Genomic DNA, 21,485 nt, shown 5'->3' with positions numbered 1-21,485 from the left:
CGACATCAACTGCCAGTCAGTTGGGTGGGGACCCAGGGTTTGGCGTGTTAAGCCTTGCCGTCGAAGAGGCTGGTGACGGAGCCGTCGTCGAACACTTCGCGGATGGCGCGTGCAATCAATGGTGCGATCGACAGCACGGTGAGCTGCGGAAAGCGCTTGTCCGCAGGAATGGGCAGCGTATTGGTGACAACAACCTCGCGGGCACCGGAATCCGCCAAACGCTGCGCCGCTGGTTCGGAGAACACTGCGTGCGTGCACGCGATGATGACATCCTTGGCACCGGCGTTCTTGAGGACCTGGACGGCGCCGGAGATCGTTCCACCGGTGTCGATCATGTCGTCGATCAAGACGCACGTACGGCCCTCGATCTGCCCGACGACGGTCTTCGAGACAGCCTGGTTCGGCACCGTGAGGTCGCGGCTCTTGTGGACGAACGCCAGCGGCGCACCGCCCAAGCGCTCGGCCCACTGTTCTGCGACGCGGACGCGGCCGGTGTCGGGCGAAACAACGGTGATGTTGTCTGCTTCAACCTTGGTGCGGATGTAGTCGGCCAGCAGCGGGATCGCCATGAGGTGATCCACCGGGCCGTCAAAGAACCCCTGGATCTGGGACGTGTGCAGGTCAACCGACATGATCCGGTCCGCACCGGCGGTCTTGTAGAGGTCCGCCACCAGGCGGGCGGAGATCGGCTCGCGGCCGCGGCCTTTCTTGTCCTGGCGGGCGTAGGGGTAGAACGGAGAGACCACGGTGATCCGCTTGGCCGATGCGCGCTTCAGCGAGTCGATCATGATCAACTGCTCCATGAGCCAGTTGTTCAGCGGGGCCGGGTGTGCCTGGATGACGAACGCGTCGGTGCCGCGGACGCTCTCCGCGGAGCGCACGTAGATTTCACCGTTGGCGAAGTCGTAGGCGTCGATAGGCAGGAGTTCCGTTTCCAGCTCCTTGGCGATTTCCTGCGCCAGTTCGGGGTGCGCCCGTCCCGCGGCGAGAACTAGTTTCTTCTCGCCGTGTGCGGTAATTTCGCTCATGCCTGTGTGCCCTCTTCTGTGGTTGCCGGAGTACTTGAGGAATCGGGGGTGGCAGCGGAGCCCAGCGCAGCCTGCGCCAGCTGGGCCGAGTTGCTGCCCTGGCGGTTGGCGATGACCCAGCCTTCGGCGTTGCGCTGGGGGGCGACGCTCAGGGTGAGGGCTCCGGCGGGAACGTCCTTACGGATGATGGCGCCAGCGCCGCTGTAGGCGCCGTCACCAATCGTCACGGGAGCTACGAAGACCGTGTTGGAACCGGTGCGCACGCCGGAGCCGATCACCGTGCGGTGCTTCTTCTCGCCGTCGTAGTTGGCCGTAATGTTGCCGCAGCCGATGTTGGTGTCTTCGCCGATCTCGGCGTCGCCGGCGTAGCCGAGGTGGGACAGCTTGGAGCCGCGGCCGATGGTCACATTCTTGGTTTCGTAGAAGGCGCCGATCTTGCCCGTCTCCCCCAGGACTGTGCCCGGGCGCAGGTAGGTGAAGGGACCCACACTGGCCCTGGCACCGATCGTGGAGCCTGAGCCGTGGGTGCGGATCACCTTCGCACCTTCGCCCACCGAAACGTCGGTGAGGGTCGTGTCGGGGCCGACGACGGCGTCGCGCGCCACAGTGGTGGAGCCGTGAAGCTGTGTGTTCGGCAGGAGGCGGACGTCTTCGTCCAGGGTGACGGTGGAATCGATCCAGGTGGTGGCCGGGTCAACGACCGTGACCCCGGCACGCATCCAGGCTTCGATGATGCGGCGGTTGTGCTCGGCTCCGAGCGCGGCCAGCTGGACGCGGTCGTTGGCGCCTTCCACCTGCCAGCGGTCCTCGGTGACGACGGCGGAAACCCGGCCACCGGCATCGCGCGCCAGTTCGAGGACGTCGGTGAGGTATTTTTCTTGCTGGATGTTCTCGGTGGTCACTTTGTGAAGCTGGTCGCGGAGAACGCGTGCGTCAAAAGCGTAGATACCGGAGTTGACCTCGCGGATGGAGCGCTCGGCGTCGCTGGCGTCCTTGTGTTCGCGGATACCCAGCACTGTGCCGTCCTCGCCACGAAGGATGCGGCCGTAACCGTTGGCGTCGTCGAGGATCGCGGTCAAGACCGTCACGGCGTTGCCCTCGGATTCGTGCGTGGCGACAAGCTCGGAGAGGAGGGAACCGGTCAGTAAAGGAACATCGCCGTACGTGACCACTACCGTTCCGGTGAGTTCGGCCTTCGCATCCAGGGCGTCAAAAGCTACTTCGACGGCACGCCCGGTTCCAGGAACGTCGTCCTGGTCCACAATGACGGCGTCGGGATCGATCAGCTCAATGTGCGCGGCGACGAGGTCCCGCTCGTGGCGGACCACCAAGGCCAGTTGCCGGGGCTCAATGGAGCGTGCCGCGAGGATGGCGTGCGCCACCATGGAACGTCCACCTATTTCGTGGAGAATCTTGGGAGTCCGCGACTTCATGCGCGTACCGGCTCCGGCAGCTAGGACGATTACAGCGGCGGGGCCAGTAGTATCGGGGCTCACGAAGTCGCTCTCCTTGCTCGGTTACGTCCGGGCGAACCCGGCTGCGGCATCTGCTCTATCCTACTCTTGCCGATTCACAGCCTTCCGCGCAGCCAATGGACAGCTTCGGGAGAGACAGTGCCTTCAGAGGCGGTGCCGGCAGATCACCGACAAGTTCCGCCCATAGGATTCGAACCTATACTCCACGGCTCCAAAGGCCGGGGTGCTGCCATTACACCAGAGCGGACCGTGTACGCGTGGCCCTTGCGGACGCAAGGCCCGCGGGGTTCCCGATTGACCGGGTCGCACACACAAGAATCTAGTTTGCCATGACCATTGCGGTGTTCGCGACTTGGCGCATCCCCGAGTCCTTTTCAGCGGCGCTGACAGGCCCTTCCGAGGCCTCTTCACGCTTGCCATAAGGCATGATAGATGCGTGAGCAACAGCACAGGACTTCCCCGGCAGTCGACGGGTTCCCGGGTGATCAACCACCCGCCCGCAGGCCAGGTTGCGCGTGCGCGGATGACAGGCTCCCAGCGTCGCTCCCAGCTCATCGAAATAGGCCGGGGCCTCTTCGCCGCCCGCGGCCTGGACGCCACAACCATTGATGAAATCGCAGCCGCCGCAGGCGTGTCCAAGCCCGTGATTTACGAGCACTTCGGTTCGAAGGAGGGCCTCTACACACAGGTTGTGGAGTTCGAATTCCGGATCCTGCTGGAGGCCATCAACGAGTCCCTCGCGGCCGAAGCCAAACCACGCGTACTCGTTGAACAGGCGGCCCTTGCCTTGCTTGGCTACATCGAAGAGCGGAGCGACGGCTTCCGGATCCTCATGAGGGATGCCCCTCCCTCCCAGCCCGAAGGAGCTTTCTCCACCCTGCTCTCCCACGTGGCGGATCGCGTGGAGAACCTGCTCGCCGACGAATTCTCCCGGCGCGGATTCAGCGCAGCCGACGGCGCCATGTACGCCCAGATGCTGGTAGGCATGGTGGCCATGACCGGCCAATGGTGGCTGGACCACCGCGAGCCCGACAAACGCGCAGTAGCCGCGCACCTGGTTAACTTGGCGTGGAACGGACTGACAGGCCTGCAAAAGGAACCGGAGCTGCGGAGCGAGGTGTAGGGGCTCAGGTTGGCTTTTGCTTGCTGTGCCTCGGTCACCCTTCGCGGTTGTCCGTGGTCGCCTTGGCGGCGCGACAGCCCTTCGTCCGTCGTCCGTGCTCGCCTCCGCGGCGCAACGGCCCTTCGCCGTCGCTTAGACACGAGGCAAATGGCCACTTGCGGTCGCTGAGCGACCTCCAGTGCCCGATGCCTCGCGATGCGCTCCTACCCGAAGGCCCGCAGCACCGCTCCTGCCAATCTTCCGTTTGGCGCGCCTTAGTTTCGACGCCGGATGCCCCGTCGACACGCAAAATCCCTGTCGACACCGGAATCCGCGCATCGAAATCCACGTCCCGAGTCGAGGGCACATTTCGGTGTCGAGAATCGCCCACGATTCACCAAGCAACCGCTTCCGACCCGCGCCCGGACCTCCGACGCAGATGTGCCCTGCCGACGCGCAAAATCCCTGTCGACACCGGAATCCGCTGGCGGACGACGCCGGCAGTCCACCCCCGCGAGGTGACTTCCCCGCCGGAGGCGGTTCTTCCGAAAGGAGCGCATCGCGGCGCATAGTGGGCCGGAGGTCGCTCAGCGACCGAAGGCCCACACATGGGCCGTGTCTAAGCGACGCGGAAGGGCCGGCTCAGGCACCAAAGGCAACCACGCAAAAGACGCGGGCGCCCGTCCCAGCCCGCCTACTCCCCCAGGACCTCCGCCGCCTCCAGCCACTCCAACTCCAGGCCTTCCTTTTCTTCGAGCAGTTCCTGGAGCTTGGTGTTCAGTTCGCCGAGGGCGTCGAAGTCGCCGGATTGGGACTTGGCGGCCATTTGGACGTGGAGTTTCTCTTCTTGCTGGGCGATTTTACTTAGCTGGCGGTCGATCCTGTTCAGGTCCTTCCGGGCTTCGCGCTTCTCTGCCTCGCTCGGTCCGGAAGGGGCCGCGGCGGCACCCGAGCCACTTGCCGCCGTCGGGCTAGTGCTCCCACTCGACGCGCCGCCGGAGACTGCACCGCTCGCAAGCGCGGCTTCGCGCAATTCCAAGTACTGGTCCACTCCGCCTGGAAGCCCGCGAAGCTTGCCGTCGCCCAGCAGTGCCATTTGGGAATCCGTGACGCGTTCCAGCAGGTAGCGGTCGTGGCTGACGACGACGAGCGTGCCGGGCCAGCCGTCCAGGACGTCTTCGACGGCGGCCAGGGTGTCGGTATCGAGGTCGTTGGTGGGTTCGTCGAGCATCAGGACGTTGGGCTCGCCCACCAGCAGGCGCAAGAGTTGCAGGCGGCGCCGCTCACCACCGGAAAGGTCGGTGACGGGCGTCCATTGCTTTTCCTTCGTGAACCCGAGCTGCTCCACAAGCTGGCCGGCCGTGAATTCCTTGCCGCCCACGCTGAAGGAGCGCTTCTCGCGTTCGATGACCTCGATCACGCGAAGGTCAGAGACGTCGTCGAGCTCCTTGACGTCCTGGCTGAGCACCGCGGTGACAACAGTCTTGCCGCGCTTGACCTTGCCTGAACTCGGAGTGATCTCGCCATTGAGCAGCCGCAGCAGCGTGGACTTTCCGGCACCGTTGACGCCCACCAGTCCAAGCCGCTGCCCCGGCGCGAGGCGCAGGGTGACGTTATCGAAGAGTTTCTGGCTGGCGTCGCCGCCCACGAAATCAAGAGAGACGCCTTCAAGGTCCAGCACGTCCTTGCCGAGCCGGGCGGTTGCCATCTTGCTCAAGGCCACGGAGTCGCGCGGATCGGGAACATCGGCGATCAGCTCGTTGGCGGCCTCAATACGGAACTTGGGTTTCGACGTCCGGGCCGGGGCGCCGCGACGCAGCCACGCCAGTTCCTTCTTGACCAGCTGCTGCCGTTTGCTTTCGACGACGGATGCGGTGCGGTCGCGCTCGGCGCGGGCCAGCACGTAGGCCGCGTAGCCGCCGTCGAACGGGTCCACCATGGCGTCATGCACTTCCCAGGTCCGGTTGCAGACTTCGTCGAGGAACCAACGGTCGTGGGTCACCACAAGGAACGCGCCCTGGTTGGCCCGCCAGCGTGTCTTCAAGTGCCGGGAGAGCCAGGCGACGCCTTCCACGTCGAGGTGGTTGGTGGGTTCGTCGAGCATGATGACGTCGTGGTCCTCGATGAGCAGCTTGGCCAAGGCGACCCTGCGCTTTTGTCCGCCGGAGAGGGCGTGCACGTTTGCGTGCCAGTCGACGTCGGCCACGAGTCCGCCCATGATTTCGCGGATTTTGGGGTTGGCGGCCCATTCGTGGTCGGCTTGGTCGCCGACGATCGCGGCCCCCACGGTGAGGTCGCCGTCGAGCACGTCGGACTGGTCGAGGTAGCCGACATTCACGTCGCCACGCTTGGTCACGCGGCCGGAGTCCGGCGTCGAGCGCAATGCCAGCAAGCGCATCAGCGTCGATTTGCCGTCACCGTTGCGCCCGACCATGCCGATCCTGTCGCCGTCCTCCAAACCAAGGGTGACGCCGTCGAGGATGGTGCGGGTTGCGAACGAAACGGTGAGGTTTTCACCGCCGAGCAGGTGGGCCACTGGGTACTACTTTCTGGTGGGAATAGACAGGAAAATCGCCACTGGTCAAGTTTTCAGGGCGAGTTGTCATAGGAGGGTATCGGAGATGATCCGGGCACCGGGAACCGGTCCGTGAACAGCAAGGGCGTTGTGCCCCAGATGCCGCAGGTCGTCGGCGAGCCCCTGGGCGGCGGACGGGTTGTGCACGAGCAAAGCCACAGTGGGGCCCGAACCGGAAACAATCCCCGCGAGGGCGCCGTTCGACTCCCCTAGCCCGATGGTGTCCCGCAATTGCGGAGCCAACTCGATCGAGGCGCGCTGGAGGTCGTTGATGAGGAGCTTGCTCAGGGCGTCCGGGTCTCCGTTGCGCAGCGCTTGCAGGATCTTGGCATCGACCTCGAGCGGTTCGGGGATGTCGAGTCCTTCCGTGTTCCGAAGCCTGTCCAGCGCATGGAAGACCTCGGGAGTGGAGAGTCCGTAGTCGGCGCAGACCAGGACCCAGTCCATCTGCGCTTTCGCGAGTGCCGGTGAGAGTTCGTCGCCGACGCCAAGCCCGACGGCGGTGCCTCCAAGCAGCGAGAACGGCACGTCCGCGCCCAACTCAGCCGCAAGATGGGCAAGTTCTTCGCGTGACAAGCCACTGTTCCAGAGTGCATCGCAGGCCAGGAGGGTGGCCGCTGCATCAGCGGAGCCGCCTCCCATGCCTCCCGCGACCGGGACGCGCTTGGTGATTTCCAAGTGCACCCCCGTGGCCTTCTCCGAGACGTCCCTCATGATGGCAGCGGCCTTGTACGCCAGGTTCCGCTCATCCAGGGGTATGTCCAGCCCGTCGAGGTCCAGGGTGCTTGACGGACTGATGCTGACCGTGATTCCCGGCCCCTCAGTGCTCGTAGCGGCTACTTCCTCATAGAGGGACACCGCGAGATACACGCTGGCTACCGAGTGGTAGCCGTCCGGCCGCAACGGGCCGACGTTGAGGGAGACGTTCACCTTGCCGGGCGCCCGGACCCGTACTGTCCGTGCGACGAAGCGGCCGCGGTTTATACCGCTGATTGCCGAATTCATGCGTCCAGGGGGTGGCGGGCCTCGGCGATGCGCACAAACGCGTTGATATCGAGGACCTCTCCGCGGGCAGTCGGATCAACGCCGGCAGCCACAATGAAACGCTCGGCCTCCGCCGCGCTTCCTGCCCACGCTGCGAGGGCGGCCCGGAGCGTCTTGCGGCGCTGTGCAAACGCGGCATCAATGACCGCGAAAACCTGCTCGCGGGTGGCGTGCGTTGCCGGCGGCGCGCCGCGCGTGAAGGACACCAGTCCGGAGTGGATCTTCGGGGCCGGCCAGAAGACATTCATGCCAATCACGCCGGCCTTGCGCATGCGGCCGTACCAAGCAGCCTTGACCGAAGGGACGCCGTAGATTTTGGAACCCGGACCTGCGGCCAGCCGGTCTGCCACCTCGTCCTGGACCATGACGAGCCCGTGTTGCAGGCTCGGGAAATGCTGGAGCAGGTGCAGGACCACGGGCACTGCGACGTTGTAGGGCAGATTGGCCACGAGGGCGGTTGGCTGCACAGGAAGTTCAGTGACTTTCATGGCGTCGGAGAGGACGAGGTGGAAATCATCCACCGCGTCGGGGCGCCAGGCGCGAACCGTCTCAGGCAACTTGCCAGCGAGGACTGGGTCGATTTCGACGGCGACAACAGTTTTGGCGGCGTCCAGCAGGCCTAGCGTCAAAGAACCCAGGCCGGGCCCGACCTCCAAGACGGTTTCCTCGGGGTCAATACCGGCGGCCGAGACGATTCTCCGGATGGTGTTGCCGTCGATCACAAAGTTCTGGCCCAGGGTTTTGGTCGGACGGACACCGATTTCTTCGGCGAGCCGTCGGATGTCCGCAGCTCCCAGAAGGGGTGCGACGGCGGCGTGTTCGGAATTCGGTTCAGTCACCTAGGTATCGTATCGTCTGCCCGACTCACGACGACGCCCTCCGCCATCTTCAGGACGCGAAAAAGCCGGGCCCGGAGATTTCCGGACCCGGCCAATTTCATCGATGCTTAGCGGGAAGCAGCCCAGCCGCAGCCCCAGGGGGAAAGGCCGCGCTGCGCGTAGACGCGGTTGGCGATGTCGATCTGCTGGGCCTTGCTGGCCTGGCTTGCGTTGGGAGCGTAGGCGCCGCCGCCGGAGCCGATCCAGGTCTGGATATCGAACTGCAGGCCGCCGTAGTAGCCGTTGCCGGTGTTGATGGCCCAGTTTCCACCGGACTCGCACTGGGCAATCTTGTCCCACATGGCCTCGTTCGGTGCACCGGTAGGTCCGGAGGCAACCGCAGCGGCAGGCTTGGGGCGCTCCTTCGTTCCGACTGTCACCTTCGCGGAAACAGGGTTGACCGTGACATCCGAGGAGACCAGGGTCCGGGATGCTTCACGGCCATCCACCAGGACAAGCTTGAACTTCTTGCTGAGAAGCCCGAGGACGCCTTCCTGGGTCACGGTTTTCTGGTCCGTGAACTGGGCCGGGTCTTCCGTGGTGACGGTATCGAAGGGAACGTTCTCCGTCTCAGTGGCGGTCTTGCTGGTATCCACACGGGAAACCTTGATCACCATGTTCTGGACGACGGGGGCCGAGTTGGGCTGCGAAACGCGGTCGTTCGGGCCGAGCACGACGCCGGCATCGCTGAGGACGGTGGCAACGTCGGCCGCTGTCGTGGTCTTAGCGGAGCTCTGCCCATCCACGATCAGGCTGATCGCCTTAGGGGTCATGATCGAGACGAATGATCCGGAAACTGCCAGCTGGGTGTCTTTGGGCTGGGAGACAGCTGAAGCGCTCGCGACGCCGAGTTCGGAGACGAGCCCCTCGACGTTGGGGGCCGTGGTGTTGACCGTCCGCTGTGCGCCGTCAAGGCTGACGGTGACGGCCTTGGCCAGGTTGACGTTGATGATGGAGCCGTTCTGCACCGAGGTATCCAAAGCCGGGGAGACCCGGTCTTCAGCCTTCAGATCGACCTTGGCTGCCTTGACCACTTGGTCAACGGTGTTGCCGAAGGTCTGGACGGAACTCACTTTGCCGTCGACGTTGAGGGTGACTGACTTGTTGTTGCCTGTAAAAGCAACCACACCGAGCACCAGTGCCGAAAGCACCAGCAGCTGCGCACCGACTTTGACGAAACTGAACTTGCCGTCCGTGGTGAAGAACTTAACCATGTTTGCCCGTAACTTTTGGACCATCCGGGCACGGGGAAAAGCGCACAGGGGCCTCCTGCCGCGGTCCTTGAGCGCAGGCCGAAACCATGCCAGAGGACTGCAGCGGAGTTGTGCGCCGCCACACTCAATTCAACTGAAAACACCAATTGCGAACGGAGTTAGTTGTCCGAAGGCCTTCCCCGACCCCGGCTACTGGTTACCCACTGTAACCGAAGCGTTATAAAGTGACCAAGATTTTTACATACCGGGTATGCAAGGCAATTGCAGCTCAGTCCCACGATCCGTAGGTTGCCACCGTGTTTTGGGCCAGTTGGGAACATAAGGCGGAGAGCTCGGTTCCAGTCACTTCAGCCATGGAACGAACGGTGTAAGGCACCATGTAGCTTGCGTTGGGGCGGCCTCGATGCGGATGCGGCGTCAGGAACGGCGAGTCGGTTTCGACGAGCACGAGTTCCGGGTCTGCGATGGCAAGGGCGTCCCTCAGGTTTGCGGCGTTCTTGAAGGTCATGGTTCCTGCAAAGGACATGTACCAGCCGTTCGTGTTGCAGATCCGCGCCAATTCCGCGTCACCCGAGAAGCAATGGAATACCACCCGCTCCGGGGCGCCCTCTTCGCGGAGGACCTGGACGACGTCGTCATGGGCGTCACGATCGTGGATCTGGAGGGTGAGGTCCAGCCTCTTCGCGATATCGATGTGGCGGCGGAACGAATGGCGCTGGTGCACCAGGCCGTCTCCATGGGTGCGGAAAAAATCAAGCCCGGTCTCGCCGATGGCACGGACCCTCGGGTGGGCCGCCAGTTCTTCGATTTCCGCGAGCGCGGATTCCAGCTCTCCGCGGCCCGCGTAGGCGGGAGCGTCGTTGGGGTGGATAGCGACTGCCCCGAGGAGCCGCCGGTCCGCGTCCAGCGCTTGGACTGTGAACCGCGAAGACCCAAGGTCGCAGCCCACCTGCACGGCACCCTGGACACCTACGGCTTCGGCCGCGTCCAAAGCATCGGCGACGGCTACTTCCAGCAGGCCGTGCCGGAAGTCGAGATGCGTGTGGTTGTCCATCACCGGGACCGGCAACGGCTCGGGGGCCGGCGGGTATTCCTTGCGGGAGTCGCTGGTTTCAGGCGCACGGTAGGGAGCCGGTGGGAGGGAATTGCACATGTTCCCACCCTATCTTTCCTTCCTGGACCCCTCCTGGTCCTTCCCTCATCGCTCCGTGATCCGCCCTGATCCCTCCTGTATCCCTCCTGCATCCCTTCTGCATCTCTCCCTGCGGGATCTACCTCTGTCTGCGGCGGGCCTAGGCTGGGTAGTCTGGTACAAAAGGCGGTATATCCCGGCCAGGGCACCGCGGCCCGGCAGGGGTTCTGTCATGGCTGAGGGGTTGTCCATGGATTCAAAGCGACACGGTACCGTTGATGAGCCATTGCTGCGGGACGAGGCTGTTGTCGCCTTGCCACCCGAACGCGAGACCTTCAACGGCCACAAGCCGCCGGTCCTGGATCCCGCGCAATTCCACGCTGCGAGCGAGAAAATCCTGGCGGCAATCAACAAAGTCATCGACGGCAAGGCCGAGGCCGCCAAGCTTGCCCTGACCGTGCTCCTTGCCCAGGGCCACTTGCTCGTGGAGGACGTGCCCGGCGTCGGCAAGACGCTGCTCGCAAAAACCCTCGCGCGCACCATCGATTGCAAAGTCAGCCGGATCCAGTTCACCCCGGACCTTCTTCCTTCGGATGTCACGGGCGTCTCCATCTACAACCAGTCATCACGGCAGTTCGAGTTCCGGATGGGCGCTGTGTTCGCGAACATCGTGATCGGGGACGAAATCAATCGGGCCTCCGCCAAGACCCAGTCCGCCCTGCTCGAATGCATGGAAGAGCACCAGGTGACGGTGGACGGCCACTCCTACGAGCTGGCCGAGCCGTTCATGGTGGTTGCCACGCAGAACCCCATCGAGATGGAAGGCACCTATCCCCTGCCGGAGGCCCAACGGGACCGGTTCATGGCTCGAATCTCGATGGGCTACCCGGACAAGCTTTCCGAGATCGAGATGCTCGAGACGCATCAGGCGGTCTCACCCCTCGCGAAAGTCACCCCCGTGGTCACGTCCTCGGATGTCGCCGCCATGATCGCCACGGTGCAGCAGGTCTTCGTCTCCCAAGCCGTCAAGGAATACACGGTTGCCTTGGGGCGGGCCACACGGGACAGTGCGCGCCTGCGTCTCGGAGCCAGCCCGCGCTCCCTGCTGCAACTACTTCGGGCCGCCAAGGCAACTGCCGCTCTTGACGGACGGGATTTCGTCCTTCCGGACGACGTCATTTCCGTGGCCGAATCGGTGCTGGCGCATCGCATCATCCTTGACCGCAAGGCCGCAAGTTCCGGTGACACTCCGCAGAGCATCATCCGGGCGATCCTGGCCTCCCTCCCCGTAAGCCAGGACGCTGGCGCGGAACGCCGCGGCAGCTAAGCGGGCGTCTGGAGGGGAACGCATGGCACTGATGGATCTACTTCCCAAGCATCTGTTCACCACCCGTGGCTGGGGGCTGCTGGCCAGCGGAGCGGGTTCCCTGCTCCTCGCACAAATCATGGGCAGGCGCGACCTGCTGGCCCTCGGCATTTTGCTGATAGTGCTGCCGCTGGTATCCCTTGCCGGGGTTCGCGTCCTCAAGCCGCGCTTTCAGGTTTTCCGCGAATTCAACCCGTCTTCCGTTGAAACGTCTTCCACGGCAACAGTGCGGCTGGCCGTGGCACGGACCGGAGCGGCCACGGGCCCGGTGATCATGGAGGAGCAGTTGCCGCCCCGCTTCGGCGAACCTCCCGCCTTTCGGTTTCCCGCCCGTACCGCTTCCGGCGGCACGAGCCGGTACGAATACCATTTGCGCTCGGGCAAGCGCGGCCAGTTCAGGATCGGTCCGGTCACCGCCGAGTTCTGCGATCCCTTTGGCTTGTCGCTGCACCGGCACGCGATCGACGACGGCGACATCCTCACCGTGACGCCTGCCGCCGTCGAACTCCCCGCGACAGGCCTCGCGGGCGCACGTGGAAACGACGGCGTGACCGCCACCCGAATCCGGGCGAATCCCAGCGACGACGACGTCATGACCCGCGAATACCGCCATGGCGATCCCATGCGGCGCGTCCACTGGGCAGCAACCGCACGGCACGGGGAGCTCATGGTGCGGCAGGAAGAATCCGTCACCACGCCCGAGGCGACCATCATCATGGACCAGCGCTATTCCGCCTTTGTGTCTGGATCGGGGGCCACCTTCGGCCCGGCCCACGAAGACTCCTTCGAACTCGTCAGCAGCGACAACTTCGAGTGGGTCGTGACGGCGGCCATGTCGATCAGCGCCCACCTTGCCGATCGGAACTACTCGTTGAGGTTCCTGGACGCCGCCGGGAATCCTGCGTTCCGTAGTTCCCACTCGGCCCCGGATCCCGAAACCGAAGAATTCAGCGGTTTGGGCGGCTTGCAATCCATTGCCGAGAGCCTTGCCGCGATTCAGCTCACTGGCGCACGGCATGTCCATGGGGAGCGCCGCAAGGAGGCCGCCGGCGTCGTCGACGGTGCTGACGCGCCCTTCGACGACCACCTGATGGACAAGCTGGCGGCACACCGGCTGCGTGGCCCCGTCCTCGCATTGCTCGGCAACATGCCGCTCGCCGAGGCCCGTGCCTTGGCGCCCGCCGCGGGCTACGGAGCCAATGCCTTCGCGCTGGTGGTCACGGACCATCCCCACCATGCCCAGCCAATCATCGAAGCCTTGAAACTGGGCGGCTGGCGGGCCGTCGCCGTCAGCTCGAGAACGGATCTTCCCGCTGCATGGGCCGGTTTCGATCAAGGAGAGATTCTCGCGGCCGCTGCCGCGGCGATGGACGTCAGGCGCGGAGCGGCGGTGCCGCGATGACAACCACCTCCCGGCACGCGAATCCAGGACGGACCCCGCGTCCGGTGTCGACAAGCACCGGCGAGGGAGAAGCTTCCTCCCGCGGTCCGGGGACGGTACCCCGCACGCGAAAGCCCGGGCCGGGAGCCTACCCGTGGGCGATGTCCGCGGCCATCGCCATCGCCGTACTCGGGACAGCGCTCTCGCTCAATGGAGTCTTCAGGGGCTGGGCCTGGTTTGTTCCTGCGATCACCACGGTGTGTACGGTCGCAATGACGTTGGCTGTTCTCCGTGCATTGAGGGCGCATTCGCTCCTCACCACTTTGGGCGGGTTCGTCTCCTTGGCGTTCATCCTGACCTTCACCTTCTTCCGCCAACAGAGCCTCGCGGGCTTCATCCCATCCGGTGGGACATATGACCAGCTCGGCAAGTTCCTGAAACGCGCGGGGGAAACCGTCGTCTCGGAGACTGCTCCCGTTGCCCCGAACGCCGGAATCGTGTTTGTCGCGTGCGCGAGCCTGGGCCTGGTGGTTGTCCTCATTGACGCGTTGGCGGTGCCGCTCGGGATGCCCGCCACAAGCGGTTTGGGCCTGCTGGCCGTCCTCGTCTTCCCGGCCTCCATCAAGCCACAAGGCGCGGGGCTGCTCGGATTCCTTGCCGCTGCCGTCGGATTCATCCTGATCCTGGGGTGTAGCCAGTGGTTCGCACCGGATGCGCGGCTACAGACCGACAACCCGCGCGGCACCGGGCAGCTCAAACGGTCGATGGTGATCGGTGCCGTGGCCCTGGTCCTCGGGCTGCTGTTGCCTCTGACGATTCCAGGCTTCGAGCGCGGAACGTTTCCGGTGGGCTCGCGCCTGAACCCCTGGGGCGTCTCCAACGGCTTGAACCCGATGATCACGCTCGGCAACAGCCTGCGGAATCCCACTGGCGACGGCCGCATCACCTACGCCACGAGTTCCACAGCCCCCGTGTACTTGCGTTCTGTCACCATTGACAGGTTCGACGGCGATACCTGGGCCCCGGACGACCGTGAAGCGTCCCGGCGCCTCGGACCGGGACGCATGGCACCGGACTACCCGCTTCCGTCCGATTTGGTGCGCCAACTGACGGTGATCGATACCGGTCAGTTCACGAGCCCCTATCTGCCGGTTCCGTATGCTCCTACGGCCGTGAACGGGCTGAGCGGACGCTGGTCCTGGGATCCCGAAACCCTCAGCGTCCGCGCCGAGGATACCAACACGAGGAACCAGCAGTACACGGTGTATTCGGCGCTTCCAGCTCTGACCTCCGCGACGTTGAGCCAGGACAATGCCCGGCCCACGTCCATATCGCAGGATTTCATCCAGGTGCCGAACAACGTTCCGGACATCGTGAAGAACACGGCCAAGACCGTTACCGCAGGCACCAATGGCAACTACGCCAAGGCGATGGCGATCCAAAGCTATCTACGCTCGCCGCAGTTCAGCTACTCCCTGCAGGCACCTGTCCAAGGCGGTTACGACGGCAACGGCTTGTCCGTGCTGGCGGATTTCCTCGAGCAGAAGAGCGGCTACTGCGTCCACTTCGCCTCGGCCATGGCCGTCATGGCGCGGCTGTCGGGAATCCCGAGCCGCATCGCCGTGGGCTACGCGCCGGGCCACTCCACCGGCGCTACCGTTGCCGTCGCAGGGCAGGAACCCCTGCCGGAGTTCGAGGTGGATGCCCGGGACGCCCATGCCTGGCCTGAACTCTATTTCGAAGGAGTGGGTTGGGTCGCCTTTGAACCGACCCCTTCGCGCGGGGTGGTCCCACCGTACGCGGCCGAACCGACGTCGGCGGGCGGCCCGAGCACCAACCTGCATGACGAGAACCTGACCCCTGGATCCGTGACTCCCCAGCCGAGCGCGTCGGCCGTGCCGCCGCTTGCGGGGCCCGGCACTGGTGCGGGCACGGCCGCCGGCTTCGGAACGGTCCTGTACGTCGTCGCCGGGGCTCTGCTCCTGGTGGTGTTGGCGGTTTCTCCGCGGCTGGTCCGCTCCGGCATCAGGGCGCGGCGCCTGAAGCCGCCAAGGGCCGGGCAGATCGGTTCCCGAGGCGGCGCCGGACCGGCGGCTCCCCGGGACGGTCCTGTCCTGGCGTGGGCCGAGCTTCAGGACCTCGCCACTGACTACGGCGTACCACCCGTGCCCAGCGAAACGCCGCGGCACTTCGCGGCTCGATTGCGCAACTCGGCCGTCCTCGGAGCGGCCGCTCCGCCGTCGGGAGCCGCTGACGGGACTGCCGCCGACGACGCCGGGCAGCGGGCGGTCGCTTCCCTCACCGGCGACTTCGAACGGCAGCGTTACGGTCCCCCGACGGATCCCGCGACGAACGGCGCAACGGAGCAAGCAAACGCGACAGCTGCCGGCAGGATCGCCGCTCTCCGTGCCGCACTGCGGCGCAATGCCACGTGGTTCGCAGCCTTCCGTGCGGACTGGTTCCCGCCGTCGTTGATGTCCCGGTGGTTCCAGCTCGTGGGGACGCCTTTCCGCTGGCTGGGCGGCATTTCGGTGGCGGTAGCACGCCGGGCGGCGGCATCCTGGCAAAGCCTGTTCGGCTCCATCCGCTGGCGGCGTTGACCCAACTGATCCCCACCGCCACCCTCGCCTCGCAAGCTCGGCCAGGGAACCCTGGCGGCGTGGGCCCAGGCAGTAGGTGTCGCTATTAGGGCTCAAAACGACACCTACTGCCAGTTAGTTGGGCCAAAACCGACAAAGGCAGGGCACCGAAACCCTGGGGTTCCGGTGCCCTGCCTTCACTCAACGGCAAGTCCCCGTTGCGAGAGGTCTGCCGAAGGATTTGCTAGTCGGCGTAGGGGTCCGCGATGCCGACGTACTGGGTGGTGAGGTATTCCTCGATGCCTTCGAAACCGCCTTCACGGCCCAATCCGGACTGCTTCACGCCACCGAAAGGTGCCGCGGCATTGGAGATGACGCCGGCGTTGAGGCCGAGCATGCCGGTCTCGATCCTTTCGCTGACGCGCAGGCCCCGGTTGAGGTCCTTGGTGTAGACGTAGGCGACCAGCCCGTATTCGGTGTTGTTGGCCAGCTTGATGGCCTCGTCTTCGCTCTTGAAGGTGATGATCGGGGCCACCGGTCCGAAGATTTCTTCCTTCAGGATGCGGGCGTCCGCGGACACGTTCTTGAGCACGGTGGGCTGGTAGAAGTAGCCCGGGCCATCCACGGGGGCACCTCCGGTGACGGCGATGGCGCCGTTGGCAACGGCGTCGGACACCAGGGCATGCACGCCGTTGCGGGCCTTGCCGTCGATCAGCGGGCCGACTGTGGAGTCCGGCTCGGTACCTCGGGCCGTGTTGAGTGCAGCGATCTTGGCGGCGAACTTGTCGGCGAAGGAATCGGCGATGGAGTCGTGCACGATGAAGCGGTTGGCTGCCGTGCATGCCTCGCCCATGTTGCGCATCTTGGCAGCCACGGCACCTTCGACTGCCTTGTCCAGGTCAGCGTCCTCGAACACCACGAACGGTGCGTTGCCGCCGAGTTCCATGGAGCTGCGCAGGACCTTGTCCGCGGCTTCGCGCATGAGGGCCTGCCCGACGGCGGTAGAACCGGTGAAGGAGATCTTGCGCAGGCGGTCGTCCTTGATGAGGGGCCCGGTGACTGCGCCTGCCGTGGAGGTCTGGATGACGTTGAGCACGCCTGCGGGGAGGCCGGCTTCCTGCATGACCTGGGCGAAGAGCAGGCTGGTCAGCGGGGTCAGGTTGGCGGGCTTGAGCACCATGGTGCAGCCGGCCGCGACGGCGGGGGCAATCTTCCGGGTAGCCATGGCCAGCGGGAAGTTCCACGGAGTGATCAGCAGGCAGGGACCTACCGGCTTCTTCTGGACCAGGATGCGGTTCTTGCCGTCCGGGGCTGCGGAGTAGCGGCCGCTGACGCGGACGGCTTCCTCGGAGAACCAGCGCAGGAACTCGGCTCCGTAGGCTACTTCGCCGCGGGCTTCGGCCAGGGGCTTGCCCATTTCCAGGGTCATGAGCAGCGCGAAGTCTTCGGCTCGTGCAGTGACCAGTTCGAAGGCGCGGCGCAGGATTTCGCCACGCTCACGCGGAGCGGTACGGGCCCATGAGGCCTGGGCAGCCGCAGCAGCGTCCAGTGCCGCGGCGCCGTCCTCTGCTCCGGCGTCGGAGATGCTCACAAGCACCTTGCCCGTGGCGGGATCCTCGACGTCGAACGTCTTCCCGGATGCCGCAGGCAGCCACTGGCCGTTGATGAGCAGCCCGGTGGGAACGGAGGCGAGAAGTTCGCTTTCGCGATCGGCGGTAACAGTCACAGTGACTCCTTCGTCAGTTGGTGCACGTTGTAGAGATGCACCAACACTTGATTTTGTGGAATTACTGCCACGGTACTGCCCGCCGCGAAGCAGTGTCTACGCCTTCGCGCACTGCCGCAATAGCAAGAGTTTGTGCAGTTGCACAGCCCCCGGGTTCAGCCCCGAAGCGGCCGCGGGGAGAGCACCGCCCTAACGCGCCGCGAGTACAGCAGAGTACAACTCACGCTTGCTGATGCGGGCCTCTTCGGCCACCGCTGCCACCGCTTCCTTGAGCCTGATGCCCTTGGCCATCAGTTCGTTGACCGCGGCGACGTGGTCTTCAGGCTTGCCTGGTGCCTGTTCGGGTGCGCCGGCCACCACTACCGCAATCTCGCCGCGAACCTCGTTGTTTTCAGCCCATTCGAGCAGTTCCCGGACGGTTCCCCGGATGACTTCCTCATAAGTCTTGGTTAATTCGCGGCACACAGCGATGCGACGGTCCGAGCCGAACCGCTCGTGGAGGGCTCGGAGCATTGGCTCAAGCCGGTGCGGTGCCTCGAAGAACACCATCGTTCGGCGTTCGTTGCCGAGGTCTGCAAGCCGGGAGCTGCGTTCACCGGCTTTGCGGGGCAGGAATCCTTCAAAGCAGAACCGGTCCGTGGGCAGCCCCGAAAGCGCCAGAGCAGTCAACACGGCGGACGGCCCTGGAAAGGCGGTGACGAAAAGCCCGGCCGCCACCGCTCCCTCGACGAGGCGGAAGCCGGGGTCGGACACTGCGGGCATCCCGGCGTCGCTCACCATGATGATGGTCTTGCCTGCCCTGACGTGGTCCAGCAGTTCCTCGGTCTTGGCGGCTTCGTTGTGCTCGTGGTAGCTGATGACTCGGCCGGACACAGTGATGCCGAGCGACTGGACCAGCCGATGCAAGCGTCGTGTGTCCTCTGCGGCGACGATGTCGGCGGTCTGCAGCAACTCGATCAGCCGGCTGGAGGCATCACCGACGTTCCCGATGGGAGTCGCGGCCAGCACAATCCGGCCCACGCCGTCGGGCAGGGCGGGAAGCGCCTCCGCCTCAAGGGACTCCGCCGAGTCAGGAAGGGTAGTTTCATCCGGGGAGCTCAGCTGTTCAGTCACCCAACAAGCCTAATGCCCCGGATGCTGCTTCCAGGGAGCTATCGGGGGCAAAAGGTAGCATGGGCTGAGTGATCGATACCTCCGTGCGCCCCGCCCCGCAAACCTGGTTGACACGGCCTCGTGAGGCGTTCGCCGCAGGGGCCCTGCGTACACGGCTCATTGGCGGCATCCAGAGTTGGCGGGACTACCCGCCGTCTTTGAGACTGTGGTTCTGGTTGATCCCCACCATCACTGCGGTGATCGGCGGGATCCTGCGTTTTGTCCGCCTCGACGCCCCGCATAGCCTCGTGTTCGACGAGACCTACTATGTCAAGGACGCTTATTCCCTCCTGGTCAGCGGATACGAGCGCAGTTGGCCGGACAAGGCCAACGATGCCTTCAATGCGGGCAACCCCAACGTCCTGCTCAACTCCCCCGAGTACGTGGTACATCCTCCGGTAGGGAAATGGATGATCGCCTTCGGGATGTGGCTCTTTGGTTCGGACAATTCCTTCGGCTGGAGGTTTTCCGCGGCCCTGACGGGCACCCTCTCCATCTTCCTGATCGCCCTGATCGCCCTGAAGCTCTTCCGTTCCCACATCCTGGGCGCGGTCGCGGGGCTGCTGCTCGCCGTCGACGGCCACCACCTGGTCATGTCGCGCACTTCCCTGCTGGACATCTTCCTGATGTTTTGGCTGCTCGCGGCGTTCGGTGCCCTGCTGATGGACCGCGACGACGGCCGGCGCCGCTTAGCGGCACGGCTCGCCGCGCTTGCGGCCACATCGAAGGACGGCCGGCCAACGCCTACGCAGCTCGCCTCAGGGCCGTGGCTCGGATTTCGATGGTGGCGCCTGGCGGCCGGTGTTTGCCTCGGCCTGGCGGTCGGCACCAAGTGGTCGGCCCTGTTCTTCGTTGTTGCTTTCGGCCTGATGACGGTCTTCTGGGATATGGGCGCGCGGCGCATTGCGGGGATCCGGAGCTGGCCCAGCGCCGGGATCATCAAGGACGGCATTCCGGCGTTCTTCACCATGATCCCCATGGCCGGAGCCGTGTACCTGTCTACGTGGACCGGCTGGTTTCTTTCGAAGGACGCCTACTACCGGCATTGGGCGGATACGAATCCCTCCGCCACCTGGGGATGGATTCCCGGACCGTTGCGCTCACTTGCCTACTACCACTTGGAGGCCTACAACTTCCATCAGGGCCTCAGCTCGCCCCACCCCTATCAATCGAGTCCGTGGAGCTGGCTGGTCATGGGGCGGCCCACGTCGTTCTATTACGAGTCCCCCAAGCAGGGAACGTCCGGTTGCGACTTCTCCAGCTGCACCTCCGCAATCCTGTCCGTGGGCAACCCCGTGGTCTGGTGGGGTGCAACGATCGCACTCTTCGTGGTGCTTTTCTGGTGGGCCGGGCGGCGCGACTGGCGGGCCGGGGCCATCCTGGCAGGGGTCGCCGCAGGGTACCTGCCGTGGTTCATGTATCCGGAACGCACCATGTTCTACTTTTACGCCCTCTCCTTCGAACCCTTCCTGGTCTTGGCTCTCGTCTACGGGTTGGGACTTGCCTTGGGCAAGAGCGACGCTCCCCCATGGCGCCGTCGCTCCGGGCTCTACGTCGTGGGGCTCGTGGTGGTTCTTGCCGTGCTGCTGTCGGCGTTCTTCTATCCGGTGTGGACGGCGGAAGTGATCAGCTACCAGGACTGGCGCATGCGCATGTGGATGCCGTCCTGGATCTAGCCACTACTTTTCGAGCGGGCCGTCCTCCGAGGAGGTTGCCTTCACATCCGCGGGGACTTCGGTAGCGGCGGCTTGGTCCTTGGCAGGCAGACCACGACGACGGCGGGTGGGCCACGTGAAGATGAGCGTCAGCAGGGAGGCGACGAATACCAAGGCGCCGATCACTATTCCTGCGTCCATCCAAAACTGTCCAGGGAACAAACGGATCAAGGTGTCGTCGAGCGAAAATGTCCAGGTGCCGTTCGCGAAGAAGATCTGGTGGAACTCCGTGAAGAACTGTTGCCAGCCAAGGGCGGCAAGCGTGCCCAGCCCGAGAATGAGCACGAGGGTGACGATCGAACCGGCGAACAGGCCGCGGCGGATTCCGCCAATGCTGCGCTTACGCAGGTACAGCATGGCGATGATGCCAATGATGATCATGAGCGCGCCGGCACCGAATGCGGAGAGCATCACAGTCTTGACGTCGGCCATATGGGAGACTTCGCCCTCCTTGAACAGCTTCTCGCCGTTCCGGTTGACCAGTTCGCCCAAGTAGCGCGGACCGGACCAGTTGCTGAGGTAGTCCACCGCATAGGAACCATAGGTCATCCGGTCATCGGCATTGAAGCCATAACCGTCGCCCGGGAACCCCGGCCGGTAGTACTCCACCCACAAGAACAAGGGGCTGGCCACGGCGCGGATTGCCAGCACCAGGAGGACCACCGGGTAGAAGACGGCCAACAGGACCTGGAAAATGCGCGGTGCCACGGGTTTGGCGTTGGCAGCCTGTTCGCGCTCGTGGTTGCGGCGTTCCACTTCGGAATCCGGAGGGCGGACCTGAAGGGCCGACGTCGGCAGGGGCTCGGCGAAGAGCGCCGGTTCCGGCCCGGCTTCGGCGGCCTCGGCGGCCTTGCGGTCAGCCCGGCTCCCGGGCTGACCGGGCACGGATTCAGCCGCGGGCTTGCCCTCTGGTACCGGCTTCGTCGAAGAGTCCGGGACTCCGTCAGCAGCCGTTGCCGGGCGTGCGTCCGGAGCCGGGCGTGCGTCCGGAGCCGCGGATGTGGGGGCAGGCTTCATCCAATCGAAGGCCGGCTCATCGCCGTCGTTATGGATATCCGCGTCCGGCTCTTGGGGGATCGGGCTCTTCTCGGTCACTTCAATTTCACTTCCGTAGGATT

15 protein-coding genes and 1 tRNA gene are annotated in these 21,485 nt (G+C 64.8%); 5 read left to right on the top strand and 11 right to left on the bottom strand.

The window, feature by feature from the left end:
• Positions 1-47: 47 nt before the first annotated feature.
• The 3 genes from ACX5I4_RS06305 to ACX5I4_RS06295 form a co-directional block, all read right to left on the bottom strand.
• The gene (locus ACX5I4_RS06305) at positions 48-1,028 is read right to left on the bottom strand and encodes a ribose-phosphate diphosphokinase (RefSeq protein WP_461835921.1); all 981 of its coding nucleotides are present in this window, start codon (positions 1,026-1,028) and stop codon (positions 48-50) included.
• Positions 1,025-2,524, bottom strand: a complete 1,500-nt coding sequence (gene glmU / locus ACX5I4_RS06300; RefSeq protein ID WP_461835920.1) for a bifunctional UDP-N-acetylglucosamine diphosphorylase/glucosamine-1-phosphate N-acetyltransferase GlmU — start codon at positions 2,522-2,524, stop codon at positions 1,025-1,027. The genes ACX5I4_RS06305 and glmU overlap by 4 nt, the downstream gene beginning before the upstream one ends.
• A 154-nt stretch (positions 2,525-2,678) precedes the next feature.
• Positions 2,679-2,750: transfer RNA gene (locus ACX5I4_RS06295), tRNA-Gln, on the bottom strand.
• 189 nt (positions 2,751-2,939) lie between these two features.
• Between ACX5I4_RS06295 and ACX5I4_RS06290 the strand changes: the two genes are divergently transcribed.
• Positions 2,940-3,626 (top strand): TetR/AcrR family transcriptional regulator, encoded by a 687-nt coding sequence (locus tag ACX5I4_RS06290; protein WP_461835919.1) that lies wholly within the window; start codon positions 2,940-2,942, stop codon positions 3,624-3,626.
• A 673-nt stretch (positions 3,627-4,299) separates the two neighbouring features.
• Here ACX5I4_RS06290 and ACX5I4_RS06285 read toward each other — a convergent pair.
• The 5 genes from ACX5I4_RS06285 to ACX5I4_RS06265 all read right to left on the bottom strand — a co-directional run bounded on the left by ACX5I4_RS06285 (position 4,300) and on the right by ACX5I4_RS06265 (position 10,469).
• Positions 4,300-6,141, bottom strand: coding sequence for an ABC-F family ATP-binding cassette domain-containing protein (locus ACX5I4_RS06285; protein ID WP_461835918.1), 1,842 nt, complete (start codon positions 6,139-6,141; stop codon positions 4,300-4,302).
• A 66-nt stretch (positions 6,142-6,207) separates the two neighbouring features.
• Entirely contained in the window at positions 6,208-7,185 is a 978-nt protein-coding gene (locus ACX5I4_RS06280; protein WP_461835917.1) for a 4-(cytidine 5'-diphospho)-2-C-methyl-D-erythritol kinase, read from the bottom strand.
• Positions 7,182-8,063, bottom strand: a complete 882-nt coding sequence (gene rsmA, locus ACX5I4_RS06275) for a 16S rRNA (adenine(1518)-N(6)/adenine(1519)-N(6))-dimethyltransferase RsmA (RefSeq protein ID WP_461835916.1) — start codon at positions 8,061-8,063, stop codon at positions 7,182-7,184. The genes ACX5I4_RS06280 and rsmA overlap by 4 nt, the downstream gene beginning before the upstream one ends.
• A gap of 107 nt (positions 8,064-8,170) precedes the next feature.
• Positions 8,171-9,316: a transglycosylase family protein gene (locus ACX5I4_RS06270; protein ID WP_461835915.1), complete on the bottom strand. Its 1,146-nt coding sequence runs from the start codon at positions 9,314-9,316 to the stop codon at positions 8,171-8,173.
• 268 nt (positions 9,317-9,584) lie between these two features.
• Entirely contained in the window at positions 9,585-10,469 is an 885-nt protein-coding gene (locus ACX5I4_RS06265) for a TatD family hydrolase (protein ID WP_461835914.1), read from the bottom strand.
• Between the two features lie 229 nt (positions 10,470-10,698).
• On the opposite strand from ACX5I4_RS06265, the gene ACX5I4_RS06260 reads away from it, so the two are divergent.
• The 3 genes from ACX5I4_RS06260 to ACX5I4_RS06250 are packed head-to-tail and all read left to right on the top strand — an operon-like array spanning position 10,699 to position 15,795.
• Positions 10,699-11,775: an AAA family ATPase gene (locus ACX5I4_RS06260; protein ID WP_461835913.1), complete on the top strand. Its 1,077-nt coding sequence runs from the start codon at positions 10,699-10,701 to the stop codon at positions 11,773-11,775.
• A 22-nt stretch (positions 11,776-11,797) separates the two neighbouring features.
• The gene (locus ACX5I4_RS06255; RefSeq protein ID WP_461835912.1) at positions 11,798-13,216 is read left to right on the top strand and encodes a DUF58 domain-containing protein; all 1,419 of its coding nucleotides are present in this window, start codon (positions 11,798-11,800) and stop codon (positions 13,214-13,216) included.
• Positions 13,213-15,795, top strand: a complete 2,583-nt coding sequence (locus ACX5I4_RS06250) for a transglutaminase TgpA family protein (protein WP_461835911.1) — start codon at positions 13,213-13,215, stop codon at positions 15,793-15,795. The genes ACX5I4_RS06255 and ACX5I4_RS06250 overlap by 4 nt, the downstream gene beginning before the upstream one ends.
• A gap of 223 nt (positions 15,796-16,018) precedes the next feature.
• Here the strand turns inward: ACX5I4_RS06250 and ACX5I4_RS06245 are convergent, their stop codons facing one another.
• On the bottom strand, positions 16,019-17,500 hold the full coding sequence (locus tag ACX5I4_RS06245; protein WP_461835910.1) for an NAD-dependent succinate-semialdehyde dehydrogenase: 1,482 nt from the start codon (positions 17,498-17,500) through the stop codon (positions 16,019-16,021).
• Positions 17,501-17,689: 189 nt separating this feature from the next.
• Positions 17,690-18,613, bottom strand: coding sequence for a 16S rRNA (cytidine(1402)-2'-O)-methyltransferase (gene rsmI, locus ACX5I4_RS06240; RefSeq protein WP_461835909.1), 924 nt, complete (start codon positions 18,611-18,613; stop codon positions 17,690-17,692).
• Positions 18,614-18,681: 68 nt separating this feature from the next.
• Here rsmI and ACX5I4_RS06235 point away from each other — a divergent pair, with 68 nt between their 5' ends.
• The gene (locus ACX5I4_RS06235) at positions 18,682-20,328 is read left to right on the top strand and encodes a dolichyl-phosphate-mannose--protein mannosyltransferase (protein WP_461835908.1); all 1,647 of its coding nucleotides are present in this window, start codon (positions 18,682-18,684) and stop codon (positions 20,326-20,328) included.
• 3 nt (positions 20,329-20,331) lie between these two features.
• Here ACX5I4_RS06235 and ACX5I4_RS06230 read toward each other — a convergent pair whose 3' ends face one another.
• On the bottom strand, positions 20,332-21,462 hold the full coding sequence (locus tag ACX5I4_RS06230) for a TIGR01906 family membrane protein (RefSeq protein ID WP_461835907.1): 1,131 nt from the start codon (positions 21,460-21,462) through the stop codon (positions 20,332-20,334).
• Between the last annotated feature and the right edge of the window lie 23 nt (positions 21,463-21,485).

This window comes from Arthrobacter sp. MMS24-S77 (assembly GCF_054888235.1).
The sequence above is the reverse complement of the archived record's forward strand: the minus strand, read 5'-3'. Positions and strand labels throughout refer to the sequence as shown.